This window comes from Fluviirhizobium alvei, assembly GCF_030551875.1.
Lineage (GTDB): Bacteria > Pseudomonadota > Alphaproteobacteria > Rhizobiales > Rhizobiaceae > Rhizobium_E > Rhizobium_E alvei.
The window spans coordinates 338,204-352,946 of sequence record NZ_JAUOZU010000007.1 but is presented as its reverse complement, the minus strand read 5'-3'; the positions used below and the strand labels follow the sequence as shown (position 1 = coordinate 352,946).

The window sequence follows — 14,743 nt, the reverse complement described above, 5'->3', positions numbered from 1 at the left end:
CGGTTTTCACCCCTCACCAAGCGCGTCCATGCGCTCGACTTCGTCTTGCGCGGACTTGCTATCCTCTCCCGCAAGGGGAGAGGTAATCCTGCCGCGACCTCTCGTAAAAGGGGCGACCGAGCGCAGAGGTCTATACCTCTCCCCTTGCGGGAGAGGATACGAAGGCCGGGTGAGCATGGCGAACCCTTGGCCGAAGTTGGTGAGGGGTGAAAAATGACGGCTCTGTTCGACCCCAACTCTCTCGCCCAATCCTGGCCGCTGCCGAGCAATCCGCGCCCGATCGTGACGTTCGGTGCCGGCTCGATCGTTGGAGATGCGCATTTCCCGGCCTATCGCAAGGGTGGCTTTCCGGTCGCCGGTCTTTACGATCCGGATTTCGACAAGGCTTCGAGGCTCGCCGAAACCTGGGGTGTGACCGCTTTCCGCTCCGTCGAGGAAGCAATCGCAGTCGAAGGCGCGATCTTCGATCTGGCAACCCCGCCGGCCGCGCATGCGAAGGTTCTCGAAGCGCTCCCGGATGGAGCAGCCGTGCTGATCCAGAAGCCGATGGGGGCTGATCTTGCTGCGGCCACCATCATTCTCGAAATCTGCCGGCGCAAGAACCTGAAGGCTGCGGTGAATTTCCAGTTGCGGTTCGCGCCGATGATGCTGGCGCTCAAGGATGCGATCGCCAAGGGATTGCTGGGTGAGGTGGTGGATTTCGACGCCTGGCTGGCGCTCGACACGCCGTGGGAGCTGTGGGCCTTTCTCAAGGGGCTGCCGCGGATCGAAATCACGATGCATTCGATCCACTATCTCGATCTCATCCGCCAGATACTTGGCGATCCCAAGGGCATCCATGCCCGTTCGCTCGGCCATCCCAACCACGAGATGGCGCAGACGCGCACCAGTGCGATCCTCGATTATGGCGATCGCGTGCGCTGCGCGCTCTCGATCAATCATGACCACAAGTTCGGCCGCAAATACCAGGCCTGCGAATTCCGCGTCTGTGGCACGGAAGGCGCTGCCTATCTTCAGCTTGGCGTCAATCTCAACTATCCGAAGGGCGAACCGGATATTCTGCAGATCCGCCCCCAGGGTGGGGATGACTGGATCGACGTGCCGCTCAAGGGCGCCTGGTTTCCGGATGCCTTCGTTGGACGCATGGCCAATCTGCAACGGTTCGCAACCGGTGAAGACACCGAACTCGTAAGCTCCGTCGAGGATTCCTGGATGACCATGGCTCTCGTCGAAGCAGCCTACCAATCGAATGCCACGCCGGCGACGCCGCTGGCCGAGAGACCCTGAGACCATGGAACAATATATCTATTTCGAAGATTATGAACTCGGCCATGTGCGGCTGACCACCGGCCGTACGATCACCGAAACCGACTTCGTCGTCCATGCCGGCCATACCGGCGATTTCTTTCCGCATCACATGGATGCGGAATTTGCCAAGACGCTGCCCGGCGGCCAGCGGATCGCCCATGGCACGATGGTCTTCTCGATCGGTGTCGGGCTCACGGCCTCGCTCATCAATCCTGTTGCCTTCTCCTATGGATATGATCGTCTGCGCTTCATCCGTCCCGTGCATATCGGCGATACGATCAAGACTCGGGTGACGATTTCCGCCAAGGAAGATGATCCCAAACGCGCCGATTCCGGCCGGGTGGTGGAACGCTGCGAAGTGATCAACCAGAAGGGCGAGGTTGTGCTCGCTGCCGATCATATCCTGATCGTCGAACGCAAGATCAAGACGGCCTGAGCCGATCAGAAAGGACGAACAATGAGCAAGGATTTCTCCGGCAAGACAGTCGTGGTGACGGCGGCGGGGCAAGGCATCGGACGGGCGATCGCCGAAGCCTTCGCACAGGCGGGCGCGACCGTGCACGCGACCGACATCAACACCGAGCTTCTCGCCAAGCTGACGGCGGAAACCGGCATCGCCACCACCAAACTGAATGTGCTCGATGATGCGGAAGTCAAATCCGTCCTCGGCGCAATCGGTCCGGTCGATGTTCTGGTCAATGCGGCCGGTTTCGTTCATGCCGGGTCGATCCTCGAGATGAAGGACGAAGATCTCGACTTCGCCCTCAACCTCAATGTCAAGTCGATGGTGCGGACGATCCGCGCCGTGCTTCCGGGCATGCTCGACCGCAAGGATGGTACGATCATAAACATCGCCTCGGTCGCCTCCTCGATCAAGGGTGTGCCGAATCGCTTCGCCTACCAGACTACGAAGGCGGCCGTGATCGGACTGACGAAGTCGGTCGCCGCCGACTATGTGACGCAGGGCATCCGGATCAACGCGATTTGCCCCGGCACGGTGGAAAGCCCGTCGCTGCAGGATCGCATGCGGGCGCAGGGCAGCGATTTCGAGGCCACCCGGGCTGCCTTCATGGCGCGCCAGGCCATGGGTCGTCTCGGCACGCCGGAAGAGATTGCCGACCTCGCCGTCTATCTCGCCGGCGCCACATTCACGACCGGTCAGGCCTATGCCATCGATGGCGGCTGGACGATCTAACAGACAGGAAGATTGATATGAAACTCATGCGCGTTGGTGCTCCGGGCGCCGAAAAACCTGCAATTCTCGCCGCCGATGGCACGATCCGCGATCTTTCCGCCCATGTGGCCGATATCGGCGGTGCCGCGATTTCTCCTGACGGTCTGGCGAAGATCGCTGCGATCGATCCTGCGAGCCTGCCGGTCTTGTCGGCTGGGGAACGGATCGGGGCCTGCGTCGCCGGAACCGGCAAGTTCATCTGCATCGGTCTCAACTATTCGGACCATGCCGCCGAAACCAATGCGACTGTTCCTTCCGAGCCGATCATCTTCATGAAGGCGACCTCGGCTATCTGCGGTCCGAATGACAATGTGCTGATCCCGCGCGGTTCGGAAAAGACCGACTGGGAAGTCGAACTCGGCGTCATCATCGGCAAGACGGCGAAATACGTCTCCGAAGATGATGCCCTCGACTATGTCGCCGGCTATTGCACCATCAACGATGTGTCCGAACGCGCCTTCCAGACCGAGCGCCAGGGCCAGTGGACCAAGGGCAAATCCTGCGACACATTCGGCCCGATCGGCCCCTGGCTGGTGACGAAGGACGAGATTGCCGATCCGCAGGCGCTTCCCATGTGGCTCACCGTCAATGGTGAAAAGGTGCAGGATGGCAATTCGAAAACCATGGTCTATGGCGTCAAACATCTCGTGTCCTACCTCAGCCAGTTCATGAGCCTGCATCCCGGCGATGTGATTTCCACCGGCACGCCGCCGGGCGTCGGTCTCGGCATGAAGCCGCCGCGCTTCCTCAAGCCCGGCGATGTCGTCGAACTCGGCATCGAAGGACTTGGCACCCAGAAGCAGACCTTCATCGCTGACGTCTGAGACAACCAGAAAAACAAGAGAACTGCCCGTGACCCGGATTACTGACCTTAAAAGCCTCGATCTGCGCTTTCCCACATCCATGGGCCTTGATGGCTCCGATGCCATGAATCCGGATCCCGACTATTCTGCCGCCTATGTCATCCTCTCGACCGACAAGGAGGGGCTGGAGGGTCACGGGCTGACATTCACGATCGGTCGCGGCAACGATATCTGCTGCGCGGCGATCAACGCCATGCGGCATCTGGTTGTCGGGCTCGATCTCGACTGGGTGCTGGAAAATCCGGGCCGTTTCTGGCGCCATGTCACCTCCGACAGCCAGTTGCGCTGGATCGGACCCGACAAGGGGGCCATGCATCTGGCAACCGGTGCGGTGGTCAATGCTGTCTGGGATCTCCTGGCAAAGCAAGCCGGCAAGCCGGTCTGGCGGCTGGTGGCGGACATGACGCCGGAACAGATCGTCGATATCGTTGATTTCCGCTACTTGACCGATGCGATCACGCGGGACGAGGCACTCGCCATCCTGCGCAAGGCCGAAGGCGGCAAGGCCGAGCGTATCGCCCAGCTCGAAGCGACCGGCTATCCCTGCTACACGACCTCGGCCGGCTGGCTCGGCTATGACGATGCCAAATTGCGTCGTCTGTGCCAGGAGGCTGTCGATGCCGGCTTCAAGCATATCAAGATGAAGGTCGGTCGCGATCTTGAGGATGATATCCGCCGTCTGACAATCGCTCGCGAAGTGGTTGGTCCGGACCGCTACCTGATGATCGACGCCAATCAGGTCTGGGAAGTCAACCAGGCCATCGACTGGGTCAAGAAACTCCAGTTCTGTAAGCCGTTCTTCATCGAAGAGCCGACAAGTCCCGATGATGTTTTCGGCCATCGTGTCATCCGCGAGGCCGTGGCCCCGGTGAAGGTGGCGACTGGGGAAATGTGCCAGAACCGCATCATCTTCAAGCAGATGATCGCCAATGGCGCCATCGACATCGTGCAGATCGATTCCTGCCGCATGGGCGGTCTCAACGAAGTACTGGGCGTGTTGCTGCTGGCCGCCAAGTTCAATCTACCGGTCTGGCCGCATGCCGGCGGTGTGGGGCTGTGCGAATATGTGCAGCATCTGTCGATGATCGATTTCGTGGCCGTTTCCGGCACGATGGAGGGACGGGTGATCGAATATGTCGATCATCTGCACGAGCATTTCATCGAGCCCTGCGACATCCGCAATGCGGCCTATATGCCGCCGAAGCTGCCGGGCTTCTCCATCGAAATGAAACCGGCCTCGCGAGAAGAATATCTGTTCCGCGGCTGATGTCGCGGACAGGAGCGCCGGCGGGCGAGCGGGCGGGCTTGCCACCGGCGTTCTTCGATTCTACGTCCTTTCCGTAGACCAAGCGGGAGGAATTCGTGCCGCGTTTTGCCGCCAACCTGACCATGATGTTTACCGAGCTGCCATTCCGGGAGCGTTTTGCCGCTGCCCGGATTGCCGGCTTTAATGCGGTCGAGTGCCTTTTTCCCTATGAGCTGGAGGTGAAAGAGTTCGCCGAACTCCTGTCGTCGAATGGTCTGGAGCCGGCGCTCTTCAATCTGTCGCCCGGTGACTGGACGGCTGGCGACAGGGGGCTGGCCTGTCTGCCCGATCGTCGCGAGGCGTTCGAGCATTCGGTCGATCAAGCTTTGGACTATGCGGTGGTCAGCGGCACGAGGCGACTGCACATGATGGCGGGAATTGCCGATCCGGCTGATCCGCGCGCTGTGGACGCCTATCTGTCCGCGCTCGAATATGCGGCGCTTCGCGCGTCCCGGCACGGTATCTCGATCATGATCGAGCCGATCAACAATCGCGACATGCCTGGCTATTTTCTCAACGCCTTTCCGCTCGCCCTGTCGATGATCGAAAGGGTCGGACTGCCGAATGTGAAGCTGCAATTCGATATCTATCACCGGCAGATCCTTCATGGCGATGTCACGCGCGCGCTCGAGCAGTTGATGCCGGTCATCGGCCATGTTCAGATCGCAGCCGTGCCGCACCGGCATGAGCCGGGAAGCGGCGAACTCGACGATTTTTTCCTGTTCCGGACGCTCGACGCCCTTGGTTATACGGGTTTCGTCGGGTGCGAATATCGTCCGGAAGCGGGCACGCTTGCCGGCCTTGGGTGGTTCGCGAGGGCGCGAAAAGAACAAGGATTCGGCGGGCGTGATGGGAGCTAACGCGAAAACGGATTTGCTTTCTTTGTTTGGTCGAGTGATCAATTGCGCAGCCAAGGAGGAGGCAAATGAAGAGAGATCAATTCGATCAATATATCCGGCGTTTCAACGCGGAAGACCCGACCGCCTTTGACGATTTCATCGCACCGGATATGAAAATGCTCAATGGCGCGTTGGAGTTTACCGGCATTGCCGGCATGCGCGACCACTATGAGAACAAGATCTGGCCGTTCTTCAAGGAAGAGCTTAACGTGCTGCGCTTCGTCAGCGACGAGAAGCATATCGGCATCCAGATGTGGACCCATTTTACCGCGCGGGTCGATGGCGACACGCTTTTCGGGCCGGTCCGCAAGGGCGATACCTACGATTATCGAGGCCTCATCATGTATGACATCAATGAGAGCGGCCGTTTCAGCAGCATCATCGTATCCTACAACAGCTTCGTGAATACCAAAGTGTCGGGCGAAGTGATCGAGATGGGGCTGCCGCACTGAGGCAGGCGTTATACTGCTATCTCTGGGTTTCCGTTTCGATCAGCTCGATATCGTTTTCGCGACAGATGTCGCGAAGACGCTCGCTGGGACAATTGTTGGTGACGAAGCTGCCGACCTGCGACAGATGCCCGATCCGCACGGGTGCCGTGCGTTCGAACTTTGTCGAATCGGCGACCAGGATCACATGCCGGGCATTGGCCATGATCGCCTGCGCCACCTTCACTTCTCGGAAGTCGAAATCCAGGAGTGCACCGTCCTCGTCGATCGCGGAGACGCCGATCACCGCATAGTCGACCTTGAACTGGCGGATGAAATCGACGGCTGCCTCGCCCACAATGCCGCCATCCGTGGAGCGCACCACACCGCCGGCAATGATGACTTCGATTTGCGGATGAACGCGCAGATGGTTGGCGACATTGATGTTGTTGGTGATGATCATCAACCGGCGATGGCCGACAAGCGCCTGGCTGACGGCCTCCGTCGTGGTGCCAATATTGACGAAGAGAGAGGCTTCGTCCGGAATGAGAGCGGCTGCCGCCCGACCGATCGCTTCCTTTTCCGAAGCCGCGATCTGCCTTCGCTGCTCATACTGAACATTTTCGGTTCCCGAGGGGAATATGGCGCCACCGTGAACCCGGTTGAGAAGCTTGCGTTCACAGAGATCGTTGAGATCCTTACGGATGGTCTGCGGCGTCACTGCGAAGATATTGGCAAGATCTTCCACAACCACCTTGCCGCGGACCTTGGCCAGATCGAGGATTTCCTGATGCCGTGGTGGTAGAAACATGTTATACCAAGCGTCGTTGATAGGAACCGATTGCGCCGGAGCGATTTTGGCTTCCGGCGAGGAGAAAACCACAGTCGGACCAAAAGGTCCGGCGCGGATTTTCGACGATGTCCGGAGCGCAAAAGCGCCCGGTCCTTCGGATGGGCCGGACATCCTTCCCCGACTTTGTCGCAATCCTCGACCGATGCCTTTGCATCGCTCTCCGGTATGCTCCGCGTCGGATGACGGCGTCCGGTCCCACGTAATCGGTTTCTATCATCGACACTTGGCATTAGCCCCGGGTTGTTCTTTGGCTTTGACTATATACTGGGCGTGTGATTTTCCAATCGAAAGCTCGCCATGATCCTCACGGATTCCTTTACGTGTACGACTTTAGATGGAACGGACTTGAGGGTCGTCAAGACACTGACAAAAAGTTGAATTTGCTTGCTTATTGGAACCTAATACACCAGTTTCATGCCGTTTGATTTGGATGGGTGAAAAGGGGTAAGAATGGACGGTGGCCGACGGGCAGTTCCTGCAGTTTCTATTCGCGATGTTGCTGAAAAGGCGGGTGTGTCGCCGGGTAGCGTCTCCAACGTTCTCAATGGGCGCAGAAGTCGTGAAGACGAAATTGGGCTTGCGGTTCTGGCTGCAGTGAAGGAACTGGGCTATCGCCCAAATGCCATGGCCTCCAACCTGCGCCGGACGAACAGCCGGCTGCTGGGGGTGGTGATTCCCGATTTCCGCAACGGAATGCATGCGGGCCTTGTTTCCGCATTCGAGCATCGCGCTGCGCAGGAAGGCTATCGCATCGTGACGGTGTCCTCCCGCAATGATGTGGATGTCGAGGCAACCGAAATCGATGAATTGCGCTGTTGGAAGGTGGCGGGCTTGCTGGTCGTTCCGGCATGTCAGTCCAGTCTCGATGTCCAAACCTACTATTCCGATGATACGCCAATCGTGCTGGTCGATCCGTCGTCGAGCGTGGACGGGATCGACTCGGTCGGGGTCAATCATGCTCACGCCGCGACCAGCCTGATTGCGGATCTTGTGGCACGCGGGTTTTCGCGCATTGTGGTGTTGCATCCTGCCATTCACTCGCCTGTCGTGGGGCGACGAATCGAAGCAATTCGATCCTTTGCAGGACAGGCGGCGGATCAGTGCAGAGTAGAATTTGCCATCTACCCGAACGAGTTGGAAACGGTTGGCCCTCTGCTGGGTGACCTGTTGAAAATGGACGGTATGCCGACCGCGATTTTGGCGCTAGATCGTGGTTCGACGATCTTTGCGATGGAGTTCCTCTGCAAACGCGACAAGCCTATCTATCTTGCGGGTTTTGATGCCGAGGACTGGATGTCGCATATCGGAATGGATGCGGAATTCGTGCGCCATCCGATGGATGGGATTGCCGCCGAGGCCTGGACATTGCTGATGAAACGCATCGAGGGAAAAACAGGGCCGGTGGCGCATATCGACGTGCCGTGTGATTGGTCTTAGAAATCCATCCCTATTTGCTGAAATGGAGGGGAGGCGCGTCATGCCGCAATTGATCGGCTTTCTGGAACTGGTGGAGGTGGTACGCCAGCGCGGGAGCGAGCGGCGCAGTCTGACTGCAATCGCCGGCCCACCGGGCGCGGGCAAATCCACGCTTGCGGAAAGTCTGGCCGACCACCTGAATGCGGACGATCCGGGCAGTGCCGCCATCCTGCCGATGGATGGCTACCATTTCGATGACATGGTTCTGGTGCCGCGCGGGCTGCGCGCACGAAAGGGGGCGCCGGAAACCTTCGATATTGCCGGTTTTTCGGTAATGCTTGAGCGGTTGCGTCGCAATGTCGAGCCGGAGATTGCCGTGCCTGTCTTCGACCGCAGCATTGAAATCGCGCGCGCCGGCGCCCGCATGATCCCCGACACGGTCCGGCACCTGATCGTCGAAGGCAACTATATCCTTCTCGATGTCGCGGGCTGGCGCGACCTGGCACGGCACTACGATACGACGGTGCTGATCGAGGTTGCCGAAGAGGAACTACGGCAAAGGCTGGAAGATCGATGGAAAGCGCTGAGCGCAGAAGAGCGTGTTGCCAAGATCGATGGCAACGATCTGCCAAACGGGCGTCTCGTGCTCGAACGCAGCCAGTCGGCCGAATTCGTCGTGGTCTGACGCCTGCCTTTCGCAGGCAATAAAAAGCGCCGGTCGATTGCTCGACCGGCACGATTTTTGTTGGGAAATCCGAGGCTCAGGCGGCGCTCAGGTTGCCAGCAGAGGACTTGCCCGTGCGGCGATCGGCGAGAATTTCGAAACCGAGCTTCTGGCCTTCGTTGAGCGTGGTCATGCCGGCGCGTTCAACAGCAGAGATGTGGACGAAAACGTCCGGGCCGCCATTGTCGGGCTGAATGAAGCCATAACCCTTCTGGGAGTTGAACCACTTTACGGTGCCGGTGTTCATGCGAGTAATCCTTTCGCGGTATCGGTCTTTGGTTTGCTGGTCAGGGGACCAGCGGGTCTATCGATAAATTTGTCTGGTAGAGGTCGTGTGCCGCTTTCCCGCGATGAAAGGAAGTGGGCGCCAAGCCGTTCGGCCGAAAAAAAGATCGATGGCCCTCAATGGCAGAAGACGGCCACAAAAACAAGAGTCTCCGTGCTGCAACCATCTCGGAAGGCTTGCGCTGTGGGGTTTTGTCGGTCGGACGACGAAAGATCGCGACCTTAAAAAGCGCTCCATCTTCCAACCTGGGATTGGTTTGTTTGATCTCTGCCATCGCATTTGAGGCGCCATGATCCAATTCGATCAGGGCCAAGAGGTGACAAGTGGCCGGCGAACGGGCAAATATTTCGCACAGCGGACCAACCGCTTTGAATGGGAGGAAACATGCTCAAGGGACTGTCACCTTATCTTTCGCCGGACATCTTGCATGCGCTGGCCGCCATGGGCCATGGCGATTACCTGATGCTGGTCGATGCCAATTTTCCGGCTGTCGCCTGTGCTCAGAGCACGATCGTCGGTCGTCCACTGATGATTGCCGCCCCCACCGCCGGTGCGGCAGCGGAAGCGATTCTCAGCATCATGCCGCTCGATGATTTCATTGATTTTCCAGCGCACCGCATGGAAGTGGGCGGCGAGCCGGATACGATCCCGCCGGTGCAGCAGGAAGTCCAGGCGGCTATCGACCAGGCCGAGGGACGAAAGAGGACGATGGCGCGGATTGACCGGTTCGATTTCTACGACAAGTCCAAGCAGGCCTTCTGCATCATCCAGTCGGGTGAACGCCGCTTCTATGGCTGCTTCATGCTGACCAAGGGCGTGATCGCGCCGGAGGCGACTGTATGAGGAAGGGCATCGTCATTCTCGGGATCTTCGTCGCCGATGCGGCCTTCAGGGCGAGCCGCCAGCCGAAGATCGGCGAGACCATTCTCGGCAGCGGTTTCGCGCTCGGGCCGGGCGGCAAGGGTTCCAACCAGGCGGTTGCGGCCGCGCGCGCCGGTGCGCCGGTTACCTTCATCACGCGGCTGGGTGTCGATGCCTTCGCGGACATGGCGCTTTCGCTGTGGAAGGATGCCGGGATTGCGGTTCTGGCCGAGCAGGATCCGGCCTCCTATACCGGTGCTGCCTATATCTTTCTGGACGAAAACAGCGGAAACAACGCGATCATCGTTGCGCCGGGCGCTGCTGCGGATGTTTCGCCGGCCGATCTCGAGGCGCACCGGGACGCGATATCCTCGGCATCCATTTTCGTCACGCAACTGGAGCAGCCGCTTGAGGCTGCTGTACGCGGGCTGGAGATCGCAAAGCAGGCGGGTGTCACGACGATCCTCAACCCAGCACCGGCGCGAGCGCTGGATCGTTCCGTGCTGGCTCTCTGCGACTACCTGACGCCGAACGAAAGCGAAGCGGAGATCCTGACCGGTTTGCCCGTGACGACCGTGGACGAGGCGAAGCTGGCTGCAGACAGGCTGATGGAGATGGGGGCGGGAGCCGTCATCATCACGCTTGGCGACAAGGGCGCCCTCTACAGGACCACAACCGCATCGGTGCATGTGCCGGTCTTTTCGGCGGGCAAGGTGGTCGATACGACGGGGGCTGGCGATGCGTTCAATGGTGGTTTTGCCGCCGCGCTCGCGGAGGGGATGGATCCGATCGATGCGGTCCGCTTCGGCGCGGTTCTCGCCGGCATTTCGGTCACGCGCGCCGGCACGGCACCTGCCATGCCCTCGCGGGCGGAAATCGACGCGCTGATTACGGCATCAAGAGATCGCTGAGGGCCCGACACAGATTCGCGACCCCGGTGCCACAATTGCTCCGGGGTCGCATCTAGAGGTTCACAGCTCGGGGGTCAGGCCCTGAGCCGGGTGTCACGCTCTTCGAGCGCGGCGGCCTTTTCGAATTCTGCCTGAAGCTCTTCAACAACGGCTTCCGCCGCATCCTGCTGAGCCTGCAACTCCTTGATCGAGACCTGCAGATTGTCCGAACGCTGGCGTGCAGCCTTGGCGAAAGTCGAATAGGCAAAGTGGTTCGGGTCGGTAATGCCCGACTTCTTTTCCTCGTACTGGATCTGGTTTTCCAGATCCTTCGCCATACGCTCAAATTCGGACATCATCATTTGAAGCTGCTTCAGCTGACGGCGTTTTTCCTTCAGCTGGAATTCCTTGAGGCGCACTAGGCTTTCACGCGATTTCATACGCAATACTCCGTGGATAGCGTGATCCCGGTTGACACAAAGCCCGCCATTCCAAGGCTCGAACGGAGCCTGTCGAAAAAAATGGATGTCGGCGTTAACAAATCCTAACGGCGGTAACCATTCGTTTACGGGCATCGTTAATGATAGCGGTCAGGTTTTAAGGGTCAGTAAATATGGCGAAAAAAGTTTCGCACTGGCCAATGAGCGAGTCTCGTGAATCTCTTAGCGAGATTTCTTAACCTGAAATGTTAAGAGGTGTGAAAAAGATTCATGAGGAAATTCAGGAGCATGGAAAAATAATTTAACACTTCCGATACATCTTGCCAGGATGAATCAGAATTTGTTAACCATTAGATGTCATCCTGCAAATCAGGCACTAGCTCACGTCCTAAGCCTGTCGGGGTGAATTTTCCAAGGCGGCGGAAAAGGGGAAAAAGATGCGGGTTCTACTGATCGAAGACGATAGCGCGACAGCGCAGAGCATCGAGCTGATGCTCAAGTCTGAAAGTTTCAATGTTTATACCACCGATCTCGGTGAAGAGGGCGTCGACCTCGGCAAGCTCTATGATTATGATATCATCCTTCTCGACCTGAACCTGCCGGACATGTCCGGCTATGAAGTGCTCAGAACGCTGCGTCTGTCCAAGGTCAAGACTCCCATTCTCATTCTGTCGGGCATGGCTGGCATCGAGGACAAGGTCCGCGGTCTCGGTTTCGGTGCCGACGACTATATGACCAAGCCGTTCCACAAGGACGAGCTTGTCGCGCGTATTCATGCGATCGTACGTCGCTCCAAGGGCCATGCCCAGTCGGTCATCATCACCGGCGACCTGATCGTCAATCTCGATGCCAAGACGGTGGAAATCGGCGGCCAGCGCGTTCACCTGACCGGCAAGGAATACCAGATGCTCGAGCTGCTCTCGCTGCGCAAGGGCACGACGCTCACCAAGGAAATGTTCCTCAACCACCTCTATGGCGGCATGGACGAGCCTGAACTGAAGATCATCGACGTCTTCATCTGCAAGCTGCGCAAGAAACTGGCTGCGGCTGCCGGCGGTGCCAACTACATCGAAACCGTCTGGGGCCGCGGCTATGTGCTGCGCGAGCCCGACGGTTCCGAATATATGGAAAGCGCCTGAGCGGCTGCTTCCAACTGAGCATGAAAAGGGGCGCGGTCGTTCGGATCGCGCCCCTTTTTTCATGTGTCGTTGCAGTGGCGCTGCAAGCGGATCGACCTGCCGCCGGATACCAGCGTTTATTCTTCTGACGAGAAGTCTCTTCTTAGGACACGGCGAAGGCCTGGCGCGCCTCGAGCTTCAGATCCGCGAGTGCCTGGGCGAGCCCCTTCTGTTCGAACGGTTTCAGCACGAAATCATCGGCGCCGGCCGCCTTGGCTTCCATGAGACGGCGAAGATCAGCCTTGTCGAGCGCATAGAGAATGCGCACCGTGCGGCCCTGTGGCATGGCGCGGATGCTGACAATCAGTTCCAGAGCGGAGCCTAGCCGTCCATCGACAATCATCGCACGCGGCATTTCATTGCCGCAGGCGGCGAGCGCCGTCAGGGGGTTGTCGGCCATCTGCACATCAAAGCCGAACGGCTTGAGGATCGTGGCTGCGGACTGGCGGGAGGCGTCATTTTCATCGACGACGAGAAGCCGGATCATTTTCACACCAAATTGGATACTCGGAACTATCCATAAGATTAGGCGGAAAATGGATAAGAGACTGTTACCGCGGGAACCGTTTCGAAACGTTCCCCGGGCTTCAGGTGGCGGCTGTCGCCATGGTTGCCGTGAAGATGATCTCTTCCGGCGTCTGTTCGGCTTTCAGCACCATGCCGGCTTCATCGGCCAGCATTACGGTATAGTAGGGCTGGATCGAATGGGCATCGATCGCCTCTTCGACCTGTCCGGAATTGATTTCCATGAATTTCGGCGGCAGGCGCATCATCCGGCCCTTGGCGACCAGCGTGAACTTGGCGTCGAATTCCGGATTTTCCAGCGTGACATCGACCGAACCGCCGCGCGGGATCGAGCCATAGGCAACGAGGAACAGGTTCAGAAGCAGCTTGACCCGGTTTTTCGGAATGATGGCGCGTGGCCCATTCCAGATCACTTCCGTCTTCTTTTCAGCAGCAGCGAAATCCTTGGCGGCCTTTTCGGCTTCGCCAGTATCGATCGAGGCGCCGACGGAACCGGATGCTCCGAAGGCGAGACGGGCAAGCTTCAGCCGCACCGAAGCGTTGAGCGCGGAGGTTCTGATCAGATCGAGCGCATCTTCGTCGGCGCCACCTTCATCGAGAAGTTCGAGGCCATTGTTGATGGCGCCCACCGGCGAGATGACATCGTGGCATACGCGGCTGCAGAGCAAGGCAGCGAGATCTGAGCCGGCAAGCGTCAGGTTCGGGTTCTTCACCATTCATTCCTCCTGGTCGTCCAGTTGCGCAAGCCAGCAGCCTCGACACGAGCATTGTCGTGAAAGCGGGTGGAATCGCCGCCATCACTGTCTTCGCCATAAAGACAACATATTTGGTAAACCGATTGTTAATCGGATCATTCCACAATGAAGATAAATCGGTTTGCTGCGCTTTTTCAATGAAGACTCGCAGCCGAATGGCGAGGAAACACCGGAGGTGAGCCAGAAATGACAAGATTCACGGATTTTTTCGTTCGCAAAGTCGCTCTCGTGCTGGCCGCGCTCGTCGTGGCGCTCTCTTTCGCCAGCAGCGTGCGGGCCGCAGGCGCCGAATATACGATGCAGGAAATCGTCGATGCCGGCCATGGGTTCTTCGGGTCGACGACCGGCGGCATCGCCAAGGTCATCGAGCGCGCCTTCAAGACCTATGGCCTGCCGAATGGTTATATTCTGGGCCAGGAAGGGGCAGGCGCCTTCATCGCGGGTGCCACCTATGGTGAAGGCGACCTCTACACCAAGAATGCCGGCCAGCATAACGTCTTCTGGCAGGGGCCATCGATCGGCCTCGATTATGGTGGCCAGGGCAGCCGGGTCATGATGCTCGTCTATAACCTGCCGGATGTCCGCAATCTCTATTCGCGGTTTGGCGGCGTCAGCGGTCAGGCCTATGTCGTGGCAGGGGCCGGCATGACCGTGCTCAAAAGCGGCAATGTGGTGATCGTGCCGATCAGAACCGGCGTCGGCGCTCGTCTCGGGGTCAATGTCGGCTATCTGAAGATTACCAGAAAGGCGACCTGGAACCCGTTCTGAGGCCCAGCC

At 58.7% G+C, this 14,743-nt stretch carries 18 protein-coding genes; 13 read left to right on the top strand and 5 right to left on the bottom strand.

Features of this window, described 5'->3' with window-relative positions; all coding sequences use genetic code 11:
* Positions 1-213 precede the first annotated feature (213 nt).
* The 7 genes from Q4481_RS10960 to Q4481_RS10930 all read left to right on the top strand — a co-directional run bounded on the left by Q4481_RS10960 (position 214) and on the right by Q4481_RS10930 (position 6,062).
* Positions 214-1,287: a Gfo/Idh/MocA family protein gene (locus Q4481_RS10960; RefSeq protein WP_304376387.1), complete on the top strand. Its 1,074-nt coding sequence runs from the start codon at positions 214-216 to the stop codon at positions 1,285-1,287.
* A gap of 4 nt (positions 1,288-1,291) precedes the next feature.
* Positions 1,292-1,744: a MaoC/PaaZ C-terminal domain-containing protein gene (locus tag Q4481_RS10955; protein ID WP_304376386.1), complete on the top strand. Its 453-nt coding sequence runs from the start codon at positions 1,292-1,294 to the stop codon at positions 1,742-1,744.
* A gap of 21 nt (positions 1,745-1,765) precedes the next feature.
* Positions 1,766-2,503, top strand: coding sequence for an SDR family oxidoreductase (locus Q4481_RS10950; protein ID WP_304376385.1), 738 nt, complete (start codon positions 1,766-1,768; stop codon positions 2,501-2,503).
* Between the two features lie 17 nt (positions 2,504-2,520).
* Entirely contained in the window at positions 2,521-3,366 is an 846-nt protein-coding gene (locus tag Q4481_RS10945; protein WP_304376384.1) for a fumarylacetoacetate hydrolase family protein, read from the top strand.
* Positions 3,367-3,394: 28 nt separating this feature from the next.
* The gene (locus Q4481_RS10940) at positions 3,395-4,672 is read left to right on the top strand and encodes an L-fuconate dehydratase (RefSeq protein ID WP_304376383.1); all 1,278 of its coding nucleotides are present in this window, start codon (positions 3,395-3,397) and stop codon (positions 4,670-4,672) included.
* A 95-nt stretch (positions 4,673-4,767) separates the two neighbouring features.
* Complete coding sequence (otnI, locus tag Q4481_RS10935; RefSeq protein WP_304376382.1) at positions 4,768-5,571, top strand: 2-oxo-tetronate isomerase; 804 nt, start codon at positions 4,768-4,770, stop codon at positions 5,569-5,571.
* Between the two features lie 65 nt (positions 5,572-5,636).
* A complete protein-coding gene (locus Q4481_RS10930) occupies positions 5,637-6,062 on the top strand; it encodes a nuclear transport factor 2 family protein (protein ID WP_304376381.1) in 426 nt (141 codons plus the stop codon).
* Positions 6,063-6,078: 16 nt separating this feature from the next.
* Here the strand turns inward: Q4481_RS10930 and Q4481_RS10925 are convergent, their stop codons facing one another.
* Positions 6,079-6,849, bottom strand: coding sequence for a DeoR/GlpR family DNA-binding transcription regulator (locus Q4481_RS10925; protein ID WP_304376380.1), 771 nt, complete (start codon positions 6,847-6,849; stop codon positions 6,079-6,081).
* A gap of 492 nt (positions 6,850-7,341) precedes the next feature.
* Between Q4481_RS10925 and Q4481_RS10920 the strand changes: the two genes are divergently transcribed.
* Entirely contained in the window at positions 7,342-8,328 is a 987-nt protein-coding gene (locus Q4481_RS10920) for a LacI family DNA-binding transcriptional regulator (protein ID WP_304376379.1), read from the top strand.
* Positions 8,329-8,368: 40 nt separating this feature from the next.
* The gene (locus Q4481_RS10915; RefSeq protein ID WP_304376378.1) at positions 8,369-8,992 is read left to right on the top strand and encodes an AAA family ATPase; all 624 of its coding nucleotides are present in this window, start codon (positions 8,369-8,371) and stop codon (positions 8,990-8,992) included.
* Positions 8,993-9,068: 76 nt separating this feature from the next.
* Here the strand turns inward: Q4481_RS10915 and Q4481_RS10910 are convergent, their stop codons facing one another.
* Complete coding sequence (locus Q4481_RS10910) at positions 9,069-9,278, bottom strand: cold-shock protein (protein WP_304376377.1); 210 nt, start codon at positions 9,276-9,278, stop codon at positions 9,069-9,071.
* Positions 9,279-9,701: 423 nt separating this feature from the next.
* On the opposite strand from Q4481_RS10910, the gene Q4481_RS10905 reads away from it, so the two are divergent.
* Complete coding sequence (locus tag Q4481_RS10905) at positions 9,702-10,160, top strand: RbsD/FucU family protein (protein ID WP_304376376.1); 459 nt, start codon at positions 9,702-9,704, stop codon at positions 10,158-10,160.
* Positions 10,157-11,089 carry a ribokinase gene (gene rbsK / locus Q4481_RS10900; RefSeq protein WP_304376375.1) on the top strand — a complete coding sequence of 311 codons (933 nt, stop codon included), beginning with the start codon at positions 10,157-10,159 and terminating at the stop codon, positions 11,087-11,089. Before Q4481_RS10905 ends, rbsK begins: the two co-directional genes overlap by 4 nt.
* Before the next feature lie 74 nt (positions 11,090-11,163).
* On the opposite strand, the gene Q4481_RS10895 is transcribed toward rbsK, so the two are convergent.
* Positions 11,164-11,508, bottom strand: a complete 345-nt coding sequence (locus Q4481_RS10895; RefSeq protein ID WP_304376374.1) for a flagellar export protein FliJ — start codon at positions 11,506-11,508, stop codon at positions 11,164-11,166.
* 437 nt (positions 11,509-11,945) lie between these two features.
* Here Q4481_RS10895 and ctrA point away from each other — a divergent pair, with 437 nt between their 5' ends.
* A complete protein-coding gene (ctrA, locus tag Q4481_RS10890) occupies positions 11,946-12,647 on the top strand; it encodes a response regulator transcription factor CtrA (protein ID WP_137154767.1) in 702 nt (233 codons plus the stop codon).
* Positions 12,648-12,789: 142 nt separating this feature from the next.
* On the opposite strand, the gene Q4481_RS10885 is transcribed toward ctrA, so the two are convergent.
* Positions 12,790-13,173, bottom strand: coding sequence for a response regulator (locus Q4481_RS10885; protein ID WP_304376373.1), 384 nt, complete (start codon positions 13,171-13,173; stop codon positions 12,790-12,792).
* Positions 13,174-13,273: 100 nt separating this feature from the next.
* Positions 13,274-13,927, bottom strand: a complete 654-nt coding sequence (gene chpT / locus Q4481_RS10880; protein ID WP_304376372.1) for a histidine phosphotransferase ChpT — start codon at positions 13,925-13,927, stop codon at positions 13,274-13,276.
* A gap of 225 nt (positions 13,928-14,152) precedes the next feature.
* Between chpT and Q4481_RS10875 the strand changes: the two genes are divergently transcribed.
* Positions 14,153-14,734 carry a DUF1134 domain-containing protein gene (locus Q4481_RS10875; RefSeq protein ID WP_304376371.1) on the top strand — a complete coding sequence of 194 codons (582 nt, stop codon included), beginning with the start codon at positions 14,153-14,155 and terminating at the stop codon, positions 14,732-14,734.
* Positions 14,735-14,743: the final 9 nt, after the last annotated feature.

Bases quoted from the DNA above. Each gene is read 5' to 3' on its own strand.
- Q4481_RS10960 (WP_304376387.1), top strand. From the start codon at position 214: ATGACGGCTCTGTTCGACCCCAACTCTCTCGCCCAATCCTGGCCGCTG.
- Q4481_RS10955 (WP_304376386.1), top strand. From the start codon at position 1,292: ATGGAACAATATATCTATTTCGAAGATTATGAACTCGGCCATGTGCGG.
- Q4481_RS10950 (WP_304376385.1), top strand. From the start codon at position 1,766: ATGAGCAAGGATTTCTCCGGCAAGACAGTCGTGGTGACGGCGGCGGGG.
- Q4481_RS10945 (WP_304376384.1), top strand. From the start codon at position 2,521: ATGAAACTCATGCGCGTTGGTGCTCCGGGCGCCGAAAAACCTGCAATT.
- Q4481_RS10930 (WP_304376381.1), top strand. From the start codon at position 5,637: ATGAAGAGAGATCAATTCGATCAATATATCCGGCGTTTCAACGCGGAA.
- Q4481_RS10925 (WP_304376380.1), bottom strand. From the start codon at position 6,849: ATGTTTCTACCACCACGGCATCAGGAAATCCTCGATCTGGCCAAGGTC.
- Q4481_RS10920 (WP_304376379.1), top strand. From the start codon at position 7,342: ATGGACGGTGGCCGACGGGCAGTTCCTGCAGTTTCTATTCGCGATGTT.
- Q4481_RS10915 (WP_304376378.1), top strand. From the start codon at position 8,369: ATGCCGCAATTGATCGGCTTTCTGGAACTGGTGGAGGTGGTACGCCAG.
- Q4481_RS10910 (WP_304376377.1), bottom strand. From the start codon at position 9,278: ATGAACACCGGCACCGTAAAGTGGTTCAACTCCCAGAAGGGTTATGGC.
- Q4481_RS10905 (WP_304376376.1), top strand. From the start codon at position 9,702: ATGCTCAAGGGACTGTCACCTTATCTTTCGCCGGACATCTTGCATGCG.
- rbsK (WP_304376375.1), top strand. From the start codon at position 10,157: ATGAGGAAGGGCATCGTCATTCTCGGGATCTTCGTCGCCGATGCGGCC.
- Q4481_RS10895 (WP_304376374.1), bottom strand. From the start codon at position 11,508: ATGAAATCGCGTGAAAGCCTAGTGCGCCTCAAGGAATTCCAGCTGAAG.
- ctrA (WP_137154767.1), top strand. From the start codon at position 11,946: ATGCGGGTTCTACTGATCGAAGACGATAGCGCGACAGCGCAGAGCATC.
- Q4481_RS10885 (WP_304376373.1), bottom strand. From the start codon at position 13,173: ATGATCCGGCTTCTCGTCGTCGATGAAAATGACGCCTCCCGCCAGTCC.
- chpT (WP_304376372.1), bottom strand. From the start codon at position 13,927: ATGGTGAAGAACCCGAACCTGACGCTTGCCGGCTCAGATCTCGCTGCC.
- Q4481_RS10875 (WP_304376371.1), top strand. From the start codon at position 14,153: ATGACAAGATTCACGGATTTTTTCGTTCGCAAAGTCGCTCTCGTGCTG.